Source organism: Bradyrhizobium sp. WCU1, assembly GCF_053474805.1.
Map to the genome: position 1 here is coordinate 6,622,363 of NZ_CM130280.1, position 16,652 is coordinate 6,639,014.

Sequence of the window (16,652 nt, forward strand, 5' to 3'; positions counted from 1 at the left end):
GCGGTTTTCCGAGTAAGATCATGCTAAGACAAGAACCAAGCGCGATGACGATTCAACCAAATCTCATCGCGCTTTAGCCCAGCTTGAATAGCGCCTGCAGGAAGTCGCTGACCGCCTTGCGGGCCTCGAGCGCGGTGGCCGGATTGCCGCCGACATGCGGACCGAGCTCGACGCAGACATCCTTGTAGCTGAACGGCGCCTGCGTCGATGCGTTCATCAGCACGCCGCCTTCGGCTTCCTTGATCGTGCAGCGGCGCACGGTCTGCGATCCCGTCGCCTCCACCACCGTGTTGTTGCCGATCAGGCCGGCGTCGAAGCCGTGCGCGGAGTCGGGATATTCGGTCAGCACCACGTCACGCTTGGCCTCTTGCAGGCGCGTGACATAGGCCTTGCAGCTTGCGACCGGGTTGTAGTCATCGGGCGTGCCGTGGAAGATCCGGATCGGCCGCGCCGCGACCTCGGTGTCGGCGAGATAGCTCGTCGAGCAATCCGGATAGAACGGGATATAGGCCGCGAACTGCACGCCGGACTTGTTCCAGAACTTGTTGAAGCGATCGAGGCTCGCATAGAGCGTGGCCTGGCCGCCGCGCGAGAATCCCATCAGCACAATGCGCTCGGGATCGACCCGCGGGTGCTTCGCGAGGATCTCCAGCGAATGATAGATGTCGACGATGAAATTGAGCCGGCCGAGCAGGGCCTGGTTCGGCCCGGTCGCGGTCAGGCCGCGGCCGGAGAAGCCGTCGATCACGAAAGTCGAGATGCCCATCGCGTTGAAGTGGCGGACCCAACCGTCCATGCCGGCGCCGACCCCGCTCGAGCCGTGCATCAGCACCACGACCGGCAGCCGGCCGGTTCCCTGCGCGATCTTGAATTCGCCGCCGACGGTGACCGGTTTGCCGTTGCTGTCGCCGGTCAGGAACTGGTGGTCGGAGATCGTCAGCGAGGGGATGGCGTAGATCTCGGTGCGCGCCGCGATATCCTTCGGGATCTGCTGCGCGCTGGTCTCGATGCAGGCGAACAGCAGCGCGCTGAGAAGCACCGCGCCAAATGCGGCCAGGCGACCGTAGCTGAGCATCATTTCCTCCTGTGACCTGGCCGAAGTGTAAAGCGCGCGCTAACCATGCCAAGTGCTAATTCATCCCGTCCGCCGCGCGGTCCCGCATTGTTGCGGATCAGGTTTCAGTGATCCTTAAGCCGAGCTGCCCACCTTGCGCGCTGACGCGACATCAGAGGGGCAGATGAGGTTCATTGCGCCTGACGCGATCCGGTCGGCAAGCCAGCGTGCACTGCTGGCGCAGTGGGATCAACTGGCCGCCGGCCGGCCATTTCCCGCCCTCGCCGAGCTGAAGCCGGATCCTGCGGTCCATGATCCCCGGCAGCTCGTCGCATGGGCGGTCGAAGGCGAGGGCCGGCTGCGCAAGTTTCGCGCGATGTATCAGGGCGAGAATGTCGCCGAGGCGTTCAATTCGGCCTGGGCCGGGAGGACCATGGAGCAGGTGGTCCCGATGTCGCTCCGGCGCATCACGCTGACGCCGGCGAAGGATTGCGCCGCGAGCGGCTGCGCGGTCTACATGGTGTTCTCCACCATCGATGCCAACGACCAGCAGGTCGATTGCGAGCGGCTGCTGCTGCCGTTCGGCAGCGGCGGCGCGAAGGTCGAGCATCTGCTCGCATCGCTGCAATTAACGGCGGTTGCAAGCAGGCCTCGCATTGTCAAGCATTTCGACATGCAGGCGGACGTGCGGCTGCAGGGCAGGATCCGTTCCGGTTTCTCGACCGGCGCGACCAGCGAGGCCGCCGGCGACCAGCGCCGGGCGTCCCGTCGCAACGTCGCACGCGCGGCGCGGCTGAGCTTTGCCCGGCGCAGCATGACCTGCATCGTCCGCAACCTCTCCACGACGGGCGCCGCTATTGAGGTGAGCAATCCCGCCGAAGTCCCGGACAGCTTCCGTCTCGTGCTGGAGATGGAAGCGATGGAGCGGCGCTGTCGCGTGGTGTGGCGCAGGAAAGGCCGGATCGGGGTCGAGTTCAGCTGAGCTTTCCGATCCGCCCGAGATGGGTGAAGCCAAAACCGGCCGGATATTTCAGCCCATAGCCGAGCGCCCGATCGATCCCGATATGGGCGAGCCAGATCATCGCGATCGAGAGCACCAAGGGTCCTTCACCGGCAAAGCCCAGTGTCATCAGCGCCACCGGCGCCAGATAGGTGTGGGCGGCGTTGTAGGCGATGGCGCCGATCCGCGGGCCGATCAGGTAGGCGGCAAAGCTTAAGTCCGGCACCAGGAACAGCAGGGCATAGACCAGCCAGGAACCCTCCCACTTGTAGTAGAGCACGGTCATCCCGACGAACAGCACCAGCCCCTCCAGCCGGAGCAGGGTGCGCACCCCGCCGGTCGCGGCGCCAGTCGCTTCAGTCGTCATGTCGGTCATTGCCGTCTCCCCAGATGTCGGAAAATCCTACCGTTTTGGCGCCCGAACCCGTTCACAAGCGCCTTTCCGGTTCCGAAATGGCCGTGCTAAAGCCATTCCGAACGAAGCGTCCCGGCCTCGGCCGGGGCGCGGACTGTAGCTAACACGGGCGGAAACAAATGAAAGATATCCTCGACACCCTCGAAGAGCGGCGCGCCGGCGCGAAATTGGGCGGCGGCGAAAAGCGCATCGAGGCGCAGCACGCCCGCGGGAAATTGACCGCCCGCGAGCGGATCGAGCTTTTGCTGGACAAAGGCTCGTTCGAGGAATTCGACATGTTCGTCGAGCACCGCTCGATCGAGTTCGGGATGGAAAAGACCAAGGTTCCCGGCGACGGCGTCGTCACCGGCTGGGGCACGGTCAACGGCCGCAAGACCTTTGTCTTCGCCAAGGACTTTACTGTGTTCGGCGGCTCGCTGTCCGAGACCCACGCGCTGAAGATCACGAAGCTGCAGGACATGGCGATGAAGGCGAGGGCGCCGATCATCGGCCTCTATGACGCCGGCGGCGCGCGCATCCAGGAGGGCGTAGCTGCCTTGGCGGGCTATTCCTACGTGTTCCGCCGCAACGTGCAGGCCTCGGGCGTGATCCCGCAGATCTCCGTCATCATGGGCCCCTGCGCCGGTGGCGATGTCTATTCGCCCGCGATGACCGACTTCATCTTCATGGTGAAGAACACCAGCTACATGTTCGTTACCGGCCCCGACGTGGTGAAGACCGTCACCAACGAGGTGGTCACGGCGGAGGAGCTCGGCGGTGCCTCGGTGCATGCGACGCGCTCCTCGATCGCCGACGGCGCCTTCGAGAACGACGTCGATGCGCTGTTGCAGATGCGCCGGCTGATCGACTTCCTGCCGTCGAACAACACCGACGGCGTGCCGGAATGGCCGAGCTTCGACGACATCGGCCGGGTCGACATGTCGCTCGATACGCTGATCCCCGACAATCCGAACAAGCCCTACGACATGAAGGAGCTGATCCTCAAGGTCGTCGACGAGGGCGACTTCTTCGAGATCTCGGAAACCTTCGCCCGGAACATCGTCACCGGCTTCGGCCGCATTGCTGGCCGTACCGTCGGCTTCGTCGCCAACCAGCCGATGGTGCTGGCGGGTGTGCTCGACAGCGATGCCTCGCGCAAGGCCGCGCGCTTCGTGCGGTTCTGCGATGCCTTCAACATCCCGATCGTCACCTTCGTCGACGTGCCGGGCTTCCTGCCGGGTACCGCGCAGGAATATGGCGGCCTGATCAAGCACGGCGCCAAACTGCTGTTCGCCTATTCGCAGTGCACGGTTCCGCTCGTCACCATCATCACCCGCAAGGCCTATGGCGGCGCCTTCGACGTCATGGCCTCGAAGGAGATCGGCGCCGACATGAACTATGCCTGGCCGACCGCCCAGATCGCCGTGATGGGCGCCAAGGGCGCGGTGGAGATCATCTTCCGCTCCGACATCGGCGACCCCGACAAGATCGCGGCGCGAACCAAGGAATACGAGGACCGCTTCCTGTCCCCCTTCATCGCCGCCGAGCGCGGCTACATCGACGACGTCATCATGCCGCATTCGACGAGGCGGCGGATCGCGCGCGCGCTTGCGATGTTGAAGGACAAGAAGGTCGAGATCCCGGCGAAGAAGCACGACAATCTGCCGTTGTGAGGGAAGCGTAGGGTGGGTTAGCGCAAGCGAGACCCACCAACTTCGTTCCGCGCGATCCGCGGTGGGTTGCGTGCTTCCACCTGACCCGCCTACAGGTTCGAATTCGATGGCCGACGACGCGCCGACCGACCAGATTTCCGAGATCGAGGCGCAGATCGAGGATCTGGCCGAGAGCGCCGAACGGTCCCGGCGGATCATTCTTGGGTCGAAGGTGGCAATCGCGGGCGGGTTCGCATTGCTGCTTGCCGCACTGCTTGGCTTGTTCGGTTCGGGTGAGACCGCGGCGCTCGGGTCGATTGCGCTGGTGCTCGGCGGCATCGTGTCGCTCGGATCGAACGTCAGCACCTTGCGGCAGACCGAGGCCGCCATCAGCACCGCCGAGGCGCGCCGGGCGCGGCTGATCGGCAATATCGACCTGCGGCTGGTTCACGATGCGCCGCTGAAGCTGATGTGACCGGAACAGGCGAGGGCATGCGCATGATCAAAACGCCGCGCCTTCGACTTCACAGATGGGACGACCGCCATCGCGAGGCGTTCGCGGCGATGCATGCCGATCCCGAGGTCATGGCCGACTATGGCGGACCGATCGGTCGTGCGGATAGCGACGAGAAATTCGAGCGATACGTTGCCGCGCAGCGTGACCACGGCATCTCGCGATGGGCGGTCGAGACCATCGATGGTGCATTCCTCGGCTATGCTGGCGTGATGCCGCGATCGTCGCGGGAGCACCCGCTTGGCGCGCATGTCGAGATCGGCTGGCGTTTTGCGCGCAACGCCTGGGGGCATGGCTATGCGACCGAGAGCGCCAGGGCGGCGTTATTGCATGCCATCGATGACGTCGGCCTGCGCGGGATCGTGTCCTACACCAGCGCAGACAACGCGCGCTCGCAGGCCGTCATGGCGCGGCTCGATCTCGTCCGCGATCCCGCGCGTGATTTCACGACACTGTCGGCGCGCGGCGCGCCTTGGCGCGGGCTGGTCTGGGTCGTGCCGACGGGATGGCCGCGCGGCTGATCGCGCGATCTACGTCGCGAGGATGCGGTCGCCCATTCTCATCGCTGCTTGCGATGTGAAGCGGAATCGACCGCCGCGTCGTCCCGGGCAAGCGAAGCGCGACCCGAGACCCATAACCACGAGTGCAAGTTGGCTTGCAACGCTGTGGCCACAGCTTGCGTCGACAACTCGACCCTGCGGTTATGGGTCCCCTGAGTTCACAAACGAAGTGCAACACTTCCAACTGGAGGTGTTGCCATGGGGCGGACTTACAAGCAGCTCTCCCTGGAGGAGCGATGCGAGATTGCCAGGCTTTCGGCCGGTGGCAGCTCGATCCGGCAAATCGCGGCAGCTTTGGATCGCCCGCCATCAACGATCTCTCGGGAGCTGAACCGTAATTCTGGCGTTCAGGTCGGCTACAAGCCCAGCTATGCCCAGCAACAGATGCGAGCGCGGCGCTGGACGGGCTCTCGCCTCGAACGGGAGGCCGGCCTGCGCCGTGCGGTGTTGGAACGTCTTGGCCGGGGCTGGTCGCCCGAGCAGGTCGCCGGCCGGCTGGCTCGCGAGCACGGCCGCAAGGTGATCTCCTATGAGAGCATCTACCGCTTCATTTATGCCCAGCTCACCCGCACCTCGGACTTCAGCTGGCGGCGCTACCTGCCGCGCGGCAAGAGCAAGCGCGGTCGCCGCGGCAAGCGGGGCGGCAGTCCCGCAAGCTTCATCGAAGGCCGTGTTTCGCTGGATCTGCGCCCCGTCGAGGTCGCCGATCGCAAGACCCCGGGCCATTGGGAGGCCGACCTCATGATGTTCTCCAAATACGGTCAGCAGATCCTGGCCGTGCATGAGCGCACCTCCCGCCTGTTGCTCGGCGTCCCCCTCGCAAGCAAGCTCGCCTCCGGCGTCGCTCACCATCTCGTACGCCTGTTCGAGGTCCTGCCACAGCCGATCCGCCAGACCGTCACCTTCGACAACGGCACCGAGTTCGCATCTCACCTTGCCTTGCAAAGCCTCTTGATCAAGACGTACTTCTGCGATCCCCACGCCCCCTGGCAAAAAGGGGGCATCGAGAACGCCATCGGCCGCATGCGCCGCTTCATCCCGCGCAACACCGACCTCGAAAAGCTGCCAACCCGCCGCCTGCGCAAGTCCATCGCCGCCTACAACAACACCCCGCGCAAATGCCTTGACTTCAGGACCCCGGCAGAGGTCTTTGCTGCTCAAGTGTTGCACTTCGAGTGTGAATCCACCTCCCGGCTTTCGCCGGGACGACGGCGGAGTGTCGCGCGACTTAATTCGAAGCCAGCGGCACGTAGTCGTACTCCCCGACGCCTTGCAGGATCAGGAAGGTCAGCGAATTCGTGCCGGCATTGGTGACGAGGTGCGGCCGGGTGGGGCGGACGGCGTAGACTTCGCCGACCTTCAAATTCACTTCCTCCTTCGGCTCCTGCAGGAACAGCCGCATCTGGCCCTCCAGCACATAGAACGTGTCGGAGATGTTGCTGTGGGTGTGCCACGGCACTTTCTGGGTCGGCGAGAGCTGCAGTTCCATGATGCGGAAGCCGGGGCGGGCGGCATGCAGGGCGCGGCGTTCGACTTCGTAGAGGTGACTGGCATCCTTGAGCGGTTGTCCTGACTTCACGGCGGCCTCCCGGCGATGTTGTTGGGGCGCGATGCTAGCCCCGTTGTTTCGCCTCAGACATCATCGGAATTGGCATGGTGCCCAAGAGCAGTGTGCGTAGCGCGGGTTGCGCGGATGCTGACCCGCCCTTGCTCCGTGTGACGCCGTGATGGTTGTGTGACATCACACGCCGCGAATGTGAGCCGTTGCACCGAGTTCCGCGAAACGTGAACACGCGGTTCAGCGAGTGTTCAGGTCGGGGCGAAAAAACTTGCCGGGCGCGGTTGATCCAACTCAGCAACAAAGGGAAATGCTCATGGAACGCAGGGATTTTCTGAAGATCGCCTTCGGTGTCGCCGCCGGCGCCGCCACGTTCGCAGTGACCGCCCAGGCGGCGCCGCTCGCGCCGCTTCTCCTGAACCAGGATGCACGCGCGCCGGCGGGCAGCGATGCGCATCCGGCCGTCACCACGGGTGACGAGGTCGACGGCCTGAAGCCGGAGCAGGTGCGCTGGCATCACGGCCACCGGCACTGGCATCACCGACGCTGGCACCACCACCGTCATTGGGGCTGGCGCCGCCGCCATTGGCGCCGTCATCATCACTGGCGCCGCTGGTGATCGAACCGTCTGCCATCAGCGCCTGCCGCGCTCATCACAAAAGAAAAACCCCGCGCAAGGCGGGGTTTTGTTTGCGCGAGGCGTGCCGCGATCAGATCGGGCGGCAGCGGCCGTAACGCCAGGCGAAGCCGTAGGGGCAGGCGCGGACGCGCGGCACCACCACGACGGGACGCTCGACCACGACCGGGCCGGGCGCGACCACGACGGGGCCGCGATTCCTGACACAGCCGCCATAGGGGCCGCGATGCCAGCCGGGGCCACAGCCACCAGCAGCATCAGCGGCGCTGATGCCGGCGAATGCGGTCGTCACCAAAACTGCTGCTGCAAAAAGATACTTCATGTCGTCTCCTTTTATCTGGGCCGCACTGCGGCACCGCAACAAACTTTAGACTACCGATTCGCCCGGCCGGATCATTGCAGAAGCCATGCCCGATGTCCCCGACCATAATGTTGCGGACTGAATGCGATATGAATGTTGTGGCTCACGGCTGCGTCAGTGCGCCGCAAGCGAGCTCAGCATCAATTCGAAACATTTCGAAAAGCGCGAGAGCAGCGCGCGTCGCGATGCGGATGCAAATGTATCGGAGCGCCACACAAGCGTGACCGACCGGCGCGCATGAAATCGCCGATGCGGATCTGGAAGCGCGATGTTACTCGCCCGCGCCGAACAGGGCTACGAAACGCTTCTCGCCGTTGCGCGAGAAATTGACCACGCGGCTGCCCGGTGTCGCGTCGCGCGCGGCCCATTTCAGTTCGGTGAAGCGGTCCATCATCGCAGCGCCGAGCGTGCCGGCGAGATGGTGCCGCCGCTCGCTCCAGTCGAGGCAGGCCTTGCACACCGGACGGCGCGGATGGGTCAGCGCGTCGGCGTCGATCTGCAGCTCCTCGGCCATGAAGCGCTTGCCTTCGCCGGTCAGCTCGATCGCCTGCTTGCTCTGGCGAACCAGCTTCTGCCGCTTCATGCTGTCGAGCATCTGCACGCCGAGATCGCCGGCGAGATGGTCGTAGCAGATGCGGGCGCGGCGCAGCGCCGGATCCTTCGGCCCGGTGCGCACGCGCATATGGCCGGCGCGGGCGGCGATGCCCTGCAGGCCTTCCAGCACATCGGCGACGTCGGGGTCGCTCAGACGATAATAGCGGTGGCGGCCCTGCTTCTCGGGTTCGATCAGCCCGCCGGCCTCGAGCTTGGCGAGATGCGAGCTCGCGGTTTGCGGCGTGATGCCGGCCTCCTGCGCCAGCTCGCTCGCGGTCAGCGCGCGGCCGGTCATCAGCGCGGTCAGCATGTTGCAGCGTGCGGGATCGCCGACCAAAGCGGCGATCCGGGAGATGTCGGGTCCTGCTTTCATAGTTCGATGATAGCCGAAGCATCGAGGTTGGGCAAGGCGGTAGTCTTCACCGTGCCGTCATTGCGCGGGCCGCGGTGACGGAAAAATTCAGGAGGCCATCAATGACCATCACCGTCTTCATCCGCTACCAGCTCGATCCGTTCAAGCGCGCGATGTTCGAGGAGTATGCGCGGAACTGGCTCTCGATCATCCCGCGCTGCGGCGGCGATCTGCTCGGCTACTGGATGCCGCACGAGGGCACCAACAACATCGCCTCGGCGCTGATCTCGTTCGAGAGCCTTGCCGCCTACGAGGCCTATCGCGCGCGGCTGCGGCAGGACAGCGAGGGCATGGCCAACTTCAACTTCGCGGAACAAAACCGCTTCATCCTCGCGGAGGAGCGGACATTTTTGCGCAAGGTCGAGCTATAGTCGCCGCACAACAACAATGAGCGGAGGCGCCCATGATCGCCGTGATCTTCGAAGTCTGGCCGAAGCCGGAGCAGCGGCAACTCTATTTCGACCTTACCGCCGAACTGAAGCCGATCCTGCAGGAGATCGACGGCTTCATCTCGGTCGAGCGCTTCGAGAGCATCACCGAGAAGGGCAAGTTCGTGTCGCTGTCATTCTTCCGCGACGAGGCCGCGGTAGCAGCCTGGCGCAACACCGTCGAGCACCGCCGCACCCAGGCCAAGGGCCGCGCGCGGATTTTCGACAATTATCGCCTGCGCGTTGCGAATGTGACGCGGGACTACGGACTGAACGAGCGCGAGCAGGCGCCGAAAGATAGTCGCGCGGTACATGAGCCGCACTAGCGCCTCCGAGCGCGCGCGCCTATGTGTGCGCGGCCAATGACTTCAGGGAGCGACCAATGCCACTGACAACTGCTGACAAACGCGCAGCCTTCAAGAAGCTGCACGAGAGCGGATGCTTCATCATCCCGAACCCGTTTGATGCCGGCAGCGCCCGCGCGCTGCAACATCTCGGCTTCAAGGCGTTGGCCTCGACCAGCGCGGGCTTCGCCTGGACCATCGCCAAGGCCGACAACCGCGTCACCGTCGATGACGTCTGCGATCACCTGACCGCGATCTGTGCGGCGGTCGATATTCCCGTCAACGCGGATTTCGAGGGCGGCTTCGCCGTCGAGCCGGAGCAGGTTGCGATCAATGTCGCGCGCGGCGTCAAGACCGGCGTCGCCGGGCTCTCGATCGAGGACTCCACCGGCGATGCGGCCAACGTGCTCTTCGAGCACAAGCTCGCGGTCGAACGCATCAGGGCTGCGCGCAAGGCAATCGACGCCGACAACAGCGGCGCGCTGCTGACCGGCCGTTGCGAGGCGTTCCTGTGGGGCAAGAAGGACCTCAATCTGGTGATCGAGCGGCTGCAGGCCTATTCGGAAGCCGGGGCGGATGTCCTGTACGCGCCCGGCATCTCAACCAGAGAGGAGATTTCCGCGGTCGTGAAGGCGGTGGCGCCGAAGCCGGTCAACCTCCTGATCGGCGGCGCGTCCGAGCTGACGCTGCAAGCGGTCGGCGATCTCGGCGTGCGGCGGATCAGCGTCGGCGGCGCGTTGGCGCGGATGGCCTGGAGCGGCGTCATGAAGGCGGCGAAGGAAATGGCGGAGAAGGGCACCTTCACGGAGTTCGCCAACGGCTATCCCGGCGGCGAGCTCAACAAGATGTTCAAGTAGATCTAGCGTACAAAAAAGCAGCGGGCCGTTTGGGCCCGCTGCTCGCGCCTGGTCAATGTCGTCGGTTATTGCTTCGAAGTCCCGGCCGGCGGGGCGGCGGGCTTGTTCATGTCAGACTTGTTCATGTCCGGCGGCGGGCTGGCCGGCTGCGCCGGCGCCGCGCCCGTGGTCACGCCCGGCTGGCTGTTCGGCTTCGGCGTCACGTCGCGCATGCCCGGGGGCGCCCCGGCCGGATTGGCGGGCTGTTGCTGCGCGGTCTGCGTTGACGGCGTCGTGCCCGCCTCGTGGACTGACGTATTGTTCAACCCGTAGAACAGCGCGCCGAGCACTACGGCCACCGCAACTGCGAACATCGCGACCTTGGTGCCGCTGGCCGGTCCCTCCTGCAGTTCCGGATCGGGCTGCAACTCGTTGTCCAGGCTGTTGAAGCGCGCCTGACGGCGGATTTCGTCATCGGTCAGGTTGGCGTGATACGGATCGTCAGGGTTGTAGGCCATTGCAAAGTTCCTCCGTTAGCACCCCAAAGCTAAACGCAGGGGACAATGGCTGGTGCGTCGGGATGTTCCGCGCCAATGTTGCAACCTGTTCATGCAGGAACCGCTGATTCCTGGTTCCGAACCTGTTCCATGAGGCCTTTTCAATGTGGACCATGCCGCCCACCGATTCGGTGCTGCACGTGCTCTCGTTCATCGCGGTTGCGGCGCAATCGATGACGGCGGCGCTGGCGGCCGGCCGACGCAGCATGGATTGGGCGGGCGTCTGCATGCTGGGCGCGATCACGGCGCTCGGCGGCGGCACCATCCGCGACGTGCTGCTCGGGCATTATCCGCTGCTCTGGGTCGCGAACCCGATCTACCTTGCGGTCGCGGCGGCCGGCGCCTTCGCCACCATCCTGCTGGCGCGACTGGTGGTCAGGCTAAATCTCGCCTTCCTGGTGCTCGATGCGATCGGGCTCGTGGTGTTCACCATGGCCGGCTGCGACGTAGCCTGGCAGGTCGACGCCTCGCTGCCGATCGTGATCGTCTCCGGCATGATCACCGGCTGCGCCGGCGGCGTGTTGCGCGACATCCTCTGCAACGAGGTGCCGCTGCTGTTCCGCAGCGAGCTCTACGCCAGCGTCTCGGTGGTGACGGGGCTGTTCTATGCCACCGCGTTCGGGCTGAACCTCAATCCTCCGGTCTGGACCCTGCTGACCTTCGTGCTCGGCCTGAGCTTCCGGATGCTCGCGATCCGCTACAAATGGGAGATGCCGAAATTCGTGTTCTCTGGCGAGGAGCGGTGAGGCGCTACCTTGCCGCCCGTGCCTTCACTTCGCTGCGCGCGCTTTGGCGACCTCGTCGACCGTCACGGCCGGCGCCGCATTGCCCCAGGAATTGCGGATATAGGTCGCGACATCGGCGACCTCCTGGTCGGTCAGTTTCGGGTAGGCCGGCATCGAACCGGCGTTGGGCGCGCGCGGCGTGGTCAGGGTCTGCGCGCCATCGAGGATGATGCGCAGCGTGCTCGCCGGATTGGCCGATTGCAGATTGGCATTGCCGGGCAGCGGCGGATAGATCCGTGGGCTACCGGAGCCGTCGAGTTCATGGCAGGCGACGCAGGCGCCGCGATAGATCCGCTCGCCGTTGCTCATTTGCGCCGGCGCGGGTGTGCTAACCTGCGGCTCCGGCGCGCCGGCGGGCAGGCTCTTCAGATAGACCGCAATGGCGCGCACGTCGGCGTCGCTCATCTTCGAGGTCGAATTGACCACCACCTCCGACATCAGGGGGCCGGCATGGCTGTGCCGGTTGCGGCCGCTCTGCAGGTATTCGACGATGTCAGCGGCGCTCCATGATTTCAGCCCGCTGCGTTCGGCGCCGTCGAGCCTCGGCGCGAACATGCCCTGCACCATGCTGCCCGCGTAGGCGTGATCGCGCTTGTCGGCACCGAAGGCATTCTTCGGCGTGTGGCAGGCGCCGCAATGGCCGAGCGCCTCGACCAGATAGCGGCCGCGATTCCAGTCCGCGCCCTTGCTCTGGTCCGGCTGGATGATACCAGGCGTGAAGAACAGCGCGTTCCAGGCGCGCATCAGCACGCGATAGTTCAGCGGCCAGCGCAGCTGCGGCGGCGGCGGTCTGTTGCTGACCGGCGGAAGCGTCGCGAGATAGGCACGGATCGCCAGGATGTCGTCGCGGATCAATTTCGTGAAAGAGGGGTAAGGGAAGGCCGGATAATAGTGCGCCCCGCTTGGCGAGATCCCCATCCGCAGCGCGCGGAGGAAATCGTCCTCGCTCCAGCCGCCGATCCCGGTATCGTGGTCGGGTGTGAGGTTTGGCGAAAACACCGCACCGAACGGCGTGTCGATCCGCTTGCCGCCGGCGAACGGCTTTGCCGGATCGGCGGTGTGGCAGCTTGCGCAGTCGCTGGCGATCGTGAGCGCCTTGCCGCGGGCAATGATGTCATCGGTTGGCGCAGCGGCGCATTCGCGGGCCGCGAACGCACTGCACAACAGCGCTGTGACCAGAATCGCACCGGCCGTTCGATGTCGTCGCCGCATCCATTCACCTTCCGCATCTTCCGGTCCACAAGACGCGTTACGCCATTTCGCCGCGGGCCTGTCCTGCGACAGAAACCGAAACGGCGCTGCGATATTCCCGGCACGATATTGCGATTTTCGGGCGACGGGGTTGGTCGCCCAGAATTGTGCTGCGCGGGCCGGAAAATCCGACATAGACTGGTTCTAACAAGCTCGGATGACTAGCTAAAAAGCAGCCGTCGCGACCAGCGCAAAGAGGGCTAAATGGGAATCAACCAAGGGCCTATCAGCCTCGACCAGAAATACACCCAAGGCACCGGCCACGTCTTCATGACCGGCATTCAGGCGCTGGTCCGCCTGCCGATGGCGCAGATCAGGCGCGACCGCGCCGCAGGCCTCAACACGGCGGGCTTCATCTCCGGCTATCGCGGTTCCCCCCTCGGCGGCTATGACCAGCAGTTGTTCGCCGCCCGCAAGCATCTCGAGCAGTACAACATCAAATTCCAGCCCGGCGTGAACGAGGACTTGGCTGCTACCGCGATCTGGGGTTCGCAGCAGCTCGGGCTGTCGGCCGGTGCCAAATATGATGGCGCGGTCGGCATCTGGTACGGCAAGGGCCCCGGCGTCGACCGCTGCGGCGATGTATTCCGCCACGGCAACGCGGCAGGCTCCGCCAAGCATGGCGGCGTGCTCTGTCTCGCCGGCGACGATCACGGCGCAAAATCCTCCACCGTCCCGCATCAGTCCGACCACGCCTTCATCTCAGCGCTGATGCCCTACCTCTACCCCTCCAGCATCCATGAAATGATCGAGATGGGCCTCCTGGGGATCGCGATGTCGCGCTACTCGGGCTGCTGGGTCGGCATGAAGGTGATCACCGAGACGGTCGAGACCACGGCCGAGATCGACCTCACCGACGAGATGACGCCGTTCATCATCCCGACCGATTTCGAGCTGCCGCCGGGTGGGCTCAACATCCGCTGGCCCGACGACCGTTTCGAGCAGGACCGCCGGTTGCAGGACTACAAGGGCTTTGCCGCGATCGCCTTTGCCCGCGCCAACAAGGTCAACCGCATCACGATGGATTCGCCGAACGCGCGCTACGGCATCATGGCCTCCGGCAAGAGCTATGAGGACATCCGCCAGGCGTTGCGCGAGCTCGGCATCACGCCCGAGATCGCGGCCAAGATCGGCCTCCGCCTTTACAAGATCGGCATGCCCTGGCCGCTGGAGCCGGAAGGCGTGCGCAACTTCGCCGTCGGCCTCGAGGAGATCTTCATCGTCGAGGAGCGCCGCGAGATCGTCGAGAACCAGGTCAAGCAGGAGCTGTTTAACTGGCGCGACGACGTGCGCCCGCGCATCGTCGGCAAAATGGACGATCACGACAAACGCTTCCTGACCTTCGCCGCCGAGCTCAGCGTCGCCTCGCTGGCGAGCTCGCTCACCGAACGGCTGCTTCGACTTAATCTCAATCCTGAAATCGCCGAGATGCTCCGCGCCAAGGCGGACTGGTTCAACGGCCGCCAGTCGAGCCATATGCAGGCGACGGCACCGGTCAGCCGCACGCCATATTTCTGCTCGGGCTGCCCGCACAACACCTCGACCAAGGTGCCGGAAGGCAGCCGCGCGCTCGGCGGCATCGGCTGCCACTTCATGGCGCTGTGGATGAACCGCTCGACCGAGACCTTCACCCATATGGGCGGCGAGGGCGTGCCGTGGGTCGGCATCGCGCCCTTCACCAACGAGAACCACATCTTCGCCAATCTCGGCGACGGCACCTATTTCCATTCCGGCATTCTCGCGATCCGCCAGTCGATCGCCTCCAAGGCCAACATCACCTACAAGATCCTCTACAACGATGCCGTCGCGATGACCGGCGGGCAGCGCCACGATGGCGATTTGTCGCCGCAGCAGATCACCTTCCAGCTCCACGCCGAAGGCATCCGCGAAATCTATCTGGTCTCGGAAAATCCCGACGCCTATCCGGCCGATACGATCGCGCCCGGCGTCAAGCTGTTCCATCGCGACGAGCTCGAGAATGTCCAGAAGATGTGCCGCGACACCAAGGGCACCTCGGCGATCGTGTTCGTGCAGACCTGCGCCGCCGAAAAGCGCCGCCGCCGCAAGCGCGGCCTGATGGAGGACCCGGCGCGCCGCGTGCTGATCAATCCTGCCGTCTGCGAAGGCTGCGGCGACTGCTCGGTACAGTCGAACTGCATCTCGGTCGAGCCGCTGGAGACCGAACTGGGGCGCAAGCGCACCATCAACCAGTCGACCTGCAACAAGGACTATTCCTGTGTGAAGGGTTTCTGCCCGTCCTTCGTCACGGTCGACGGCGGCACCCTCAAGCGCCGCGCGCCCACTGAACTCGGCGATATCGGCGCCTTGCCGGAGCCGGCCTCGAAGCCCGCGCTCGACCGGCCCTACAACATTGCGGTCGGCGGTGTCGGCGGCACCGGCGTGCTGACGATCGGCGCGCTGCTCGGCATGGCCGCGCATATCGAGGGCAAGGCCTCGATGATCCTCGACATGTCCGGCCTCGCGCAGAAGGGCGGCGCGGTGCTGAGCCATGTCCGGCTCTCCGAGCACACCGCCGACGTGACCTGCTCGCGCATCGTGACCGGCACCGCCGATCTGGTGCTCGCGGCCGACGAGGTCGTCGCGGTGTCGAAGGACACCATCACGCTGTGCGAGGCGAGCCGTACCGTCGGCATCATCAACAGCCACATCATCCCGACCGCGGACTTCATCCTCAACCGTGACTTCAACTTCCAGACCCGCAAGGTCACCGGCGTGCTGGAGACCGAGTTGCGCAAGGACTCCGCGTTCTTCGACTTCACCAAGCCGGCCGAAGCGCTGCTCGGCGACTCCATCGCCACCAACATCATGATGATGGGCTTTGCCTATCAGCGCGGCTTGCTGCCGCTGTCTGCGGAATCGATCCAGCAGGCGATCGAGGTCAACGGCGTCTCGATCAAGATGAACACGCAGGCGTTCCAGCTCGGGCGGCTCGCTGCCGCCGATCCGGCGCGGCTCGCTGCGATGATGAAGGGGCAGGATGACGACGCAGCACCCGTCAAGTCGCTGGATGCGATGTCGCTCGACGAGATCATCACCCATCGCATGAGCCTTCTGACTGACTATCAGAACGGACGGTTGGCCAAGCGCTATCGCAAGCTGGTCGACCAGGTGCGCGATGCCGCCGTCAAGGGCGGCTACGGCGAGGCGCTGCCGCGCGCGGTTGCGATCAACTACGCCAAGCTGCTCGCCTACAAGGACGAGTACGAGGTGGCGCGGCTGTTCACCGATGGCCGCTTCGAGAAGCAGCTGCGCGATCAGTTCGAGGGCGAGTTCAAGTTCAACTTCAATCTCGCGCCGCCGATCCTCGGCGGCGGGCTCGACGCCCAGGGCCGACCGAAGAAGCGCGCCTTCGGGTCGTGGATGATGTCGGCCTTCAAGGTGATGGCCCGCTTCCGCTTCTTGCGCGGAACGCCGCTCGACATCTTCGGCTACAGCGCCGACCGCAAGCTCGAACGTGATCTGATCGGGGGATACGAGAAGGATGTCGCCACCGTGCTGAACCTGCTGTCGCCGCTCAATCACGACATCGCGGTCGAGTTGCTGTCGCTGCCGGAGCGCATCCGCGGCTACGGTCCGGTGAAGGACAAGGCGGTCAAGGAGGCAAAGGTTCGCTACGCGCAACTCGCCGCCGACCTCGCCAACCCGCCGCCCGCGCCGCGGCAGATGGCGGCGGAGTAGTGTTGCCGCATATCGG

At 64.9% G+C, this 16,652-nt stretch carries 17 protein-coding genes and 1 pseudogene; 11 read left to right on the plus strand and 7 right to left on the minus strand.

Annotated features, from left to right (window positions below; all coding sequences use genetic code 11):
- Window positions 1-73: 73 nt before the first annotated feature.
- Complete coding sequence (locus ACTUWL_RS30955) at window positions 74-1,075, minus strand: dienelactone hydrolase family protein (RefSeq protein ID WP_021081619.1); 1,002 nt, start codon at window positions 1,073-1,075, stop codon at window positions 74-76.
- A gap of 163 nt (window positions 1,076-1,238) precedes the next feature.
- Here ACTUWL_RS30955 and ACTUWL_RS30960 point away from each other — a divergent pair, with 163 nt between their 5' ends.
- A complete protein-coding gene (locus tag ACTUWL_RS30960) occupies window positions 1,239-2,036 on the plus strand; it encodes a PilZ domain-containing protein (RefSeq protein WP_021081618.1) in 798 nt (265 codons plus the stop codon).
- Here ACTUWL_RS30960 and ACTUWL_RS30965 read toward each other — a convergent pair.
- Window positions 2,029-2,430, minus strand: a complete 402-nt coding sequence (locus tag ACTUWL_RS30965) for a DUF4260 domain-containing protein (RefSeq protein ID WP_021081617.1) — start codon at window positions 2,428-2,430, stop codon at window positions 2,029-2,031. The two genes, ACTUWL_RS30960 and ACTUWL_RS30965, sit on opposite strands and share 8 nt — an antisense overlap.
- Before the next feature lie 158 nt (window positions 2,431-2,588).
- On the opposite strand from ACTUWL_RS30965, the gene ACTUWL_RS30970 reads away from it, so the two are divergent.
- The 4 genes and pseudogenes from ACTUWL_RS30970 to ACTUWL_RS30985 form a co-directional block, all read left to right on the plus strand.
- Complete coding sequence (locus ACTUWL_RS30970) at window positions 2,589-4,121, plus strand: acyl-CoA carboxylase subunit beta (RefSeq protein WP_021081616.1); 1,533 nt, start codon at window positions 2,589-2,591, stop codon at window positions 4,119-4,121.
- A gap of 106 nt (window positions 4,122-4,227) precedes the next feature.
- Window positions 4,228-4,575 (plus strand): hypothetical protein, encoded by a 348-nt coding sequence (locus ACTUWL_RS30975; RefSeq protein ID WP_021081615.1) that lies wholly within the window; start codon window positions 4,228-4,230, stop codon window positions 4,573-4,575.
- A 17-nt stretch (window positions 4,576-4,592) separates the two neighbouring features.
- On the plus strand, window positions 4,593-5,135 hold the full coding sequence (locus ACTUWL_RS30980; protein WP_146160405.1) for a GNAT family N-acetyltransferase: 543 nt from the start codon (window positions 4,593-4,595) through the stop codon (window positions 5,133-5,135).
- A gap of 237 nt (window positions 5,136-5,372) precedes the next feature.
- A pseudogene (locus ACTUWL_RS30985) lies at window positions 5,373-6,362 on the plus strand (IS30 family transposase); the annotation flags it as partial.
- A 40-nt stretch (window positions 6,363-6,402) separates the two neighbouring features.
- Here the strand turns inward: ACTUWL_RS30985 and ACTUWL_RS30990 are convergent.
- Window positions 6,403-6,753, minus strand: coding sequence for a cupin domain-containing protein (locus tag ACTUWL_RS30990; protein WP_021080635.1), 351 nt, complete (start codon window positions 6,751-6,753; stop codon window positions 6,403-6,405).
- 295 nt (window positions 6,754-7,048) lie between these two features.
- On the opposite strand from ACTUWL_RS30990, the gene ACTUWL_RS30995 reads away from it, so the two are divergent.
- Complete coding sequence (locus ACTUWL_RS30995; protein ID WP_021080634.1) at window positions 7,049-7,351, plus strand: twin-arginine translocation signal domain-containing protein; 303 nt, start codon at window positions 7,049-7,051, stop codon at window positions 7,349-7,351.
- A 91-nt stretch (window positions 7,352-7,442) separates the two neighbouring features.
- On the opposite strand, the gene ACTUWL_RS31000 is transcribed toward ACTUWL_RS30995, so the two are convergent.
- Complete coding sequence (locus tag ACTUWL_RS31000; protein ID WP_021080633.1) at window positions 7,443-7,691, minus strand: GCG_CRPN prefix-to-repeats domain-containing protein; 249 nt, start codon at window positions 7,689-7,691, stop codon at window positions 7,443-7,445.
- A 310-nt stretch (window positions 7,692-8,001) separates the two neighbouring features.
- Window positions 8,002-8,697 carry an ArsR/SmtB family transcription factor gene (locus tag ACTUWL_RS31005; protein WP_021080632.1) on the minus strand — a complete coding sequence of 232 codons (696 nt, stop codon included), beginning with the start codon at window positions 8,695-8,697 and terminating at the stop codon, window positions 8,002-8,004.
- Between the two features lie 101 nt (window positions 8,698-8,798).
- Between ACTUWL_RS31005 and ACTUWL_RS31010 the strand changes: the two genes are divergently transcribed.
- The 3 genes from ACTUWL_RS31010 to ACTUWL_RS31020 are packed head-to-tail and all read left to right on the plus strand — an operon-like array spanning window position 8,799 to window position 10,365.
- Window positions 8,799-9,107: an NIPSNAP family protein gene (locus ACTUWL_RS31010; protein ID WP_021080631.1), complete on the plus strand. Its 309-nt coding sequence runs from the start codon at window positions 8,799-8,801 to the stop codon at window positions 9,105-9,107.
- A 32-nt stretch (window positions 9,108-9,139) separates the two neighbouring features.
- Window positions 9,140-9,490, plus strand: a complete 351-nt coding sequence (locus tag ACTUWL_RS31015; protein WP_021080630.1) for an antibiotic biosynthesis monooxygenase family protein — start codon at window positions 9,140-9,142, stop codon at window positions 9,488-9,490.
- Between the two features lie 56 nt (window positions 9,491-9,546).
- Window positions 9,547-10,365, plus strand: a complete 819-nt coding sequence (locus ACTUWL_RS31020; protein ID WP_021080629.1) for an isocitrate lyase/PEP mutase family protein — start codon at window positions 9,547-9,549, stop codon at window positions 10,363-10,365.
- Between the two features lie 65 nt (window positions 10,366-10,430).
- Here ACTUWL_RS31020 and ACTUWL_RS31025 read toward each other — a convergent pair whose 3' ends face one another.
- Window positions 10,431-10,862 carry a hypothetical protein gene (locus ACTUWL_RS31025; RefSeq protein WP_021080628.1) on the minus strand — a complete coding sequence of 144 codons (432 nt, stop codon included), beginning with the start codon at window positions 10,860-10,862 and terminating at the stop codon, window positions 10,431-10,433.
- A gap of 143 nt (window positions 10,863-11,005) precedes the next feature.
- On the opposite strand from ACTUWL_RS31025, the gene ACTUWL_RS31030 reads away from it, so the two are divergent.
- The gene (locus ACTUWL_RS31030; protein WP_021080627.1) at window positions 11,006-11,647 is read left to right on the plus strand and encodes a trimeric intracellular cation channel family protein; all 642 of its coding nucleotides are present in this window, start codon (window positions 11,006-11,008) and stop codon (window positions 11,645-11,647) included.
- A 24-nt stretch (window positions 11,648-11,671) separates the two neighbouring features.
- Here ACTUWL_RS31030 and ACTUWL_RS31035 read toward each other — a convergent pair whose 3' ends face one another.
- Entirely contained in the window at window positions 11,672-12,898 is a 1,227-nt protein-coding gene (locus ACTUWL_RS31035; protein ID WP_021080626.1) for a cytochrome c, read from the minus strand.
- Window positions 12,899-13,141: 243 nt separating this feature from the next.
- On the opposite strand from ACTUWL_RS31035, the gene ACTUWL_RS31040 reads away from it, so the two are divergent.
- Window positions 13,142-16,636 (plus strand): indolepyruvate ferredoxin oxidoreductase family protein, encoded by a 3,495-nt coding sequence (locus ACTUWL_RS31040; protein WP_021080625.1) that lies wholly within the window; start codon window positions 13,142-13,144, stop codon window positions 16,634-16,636.
- Window positions 16,637-16,652 lie beyond the last annotated feature (16 nt).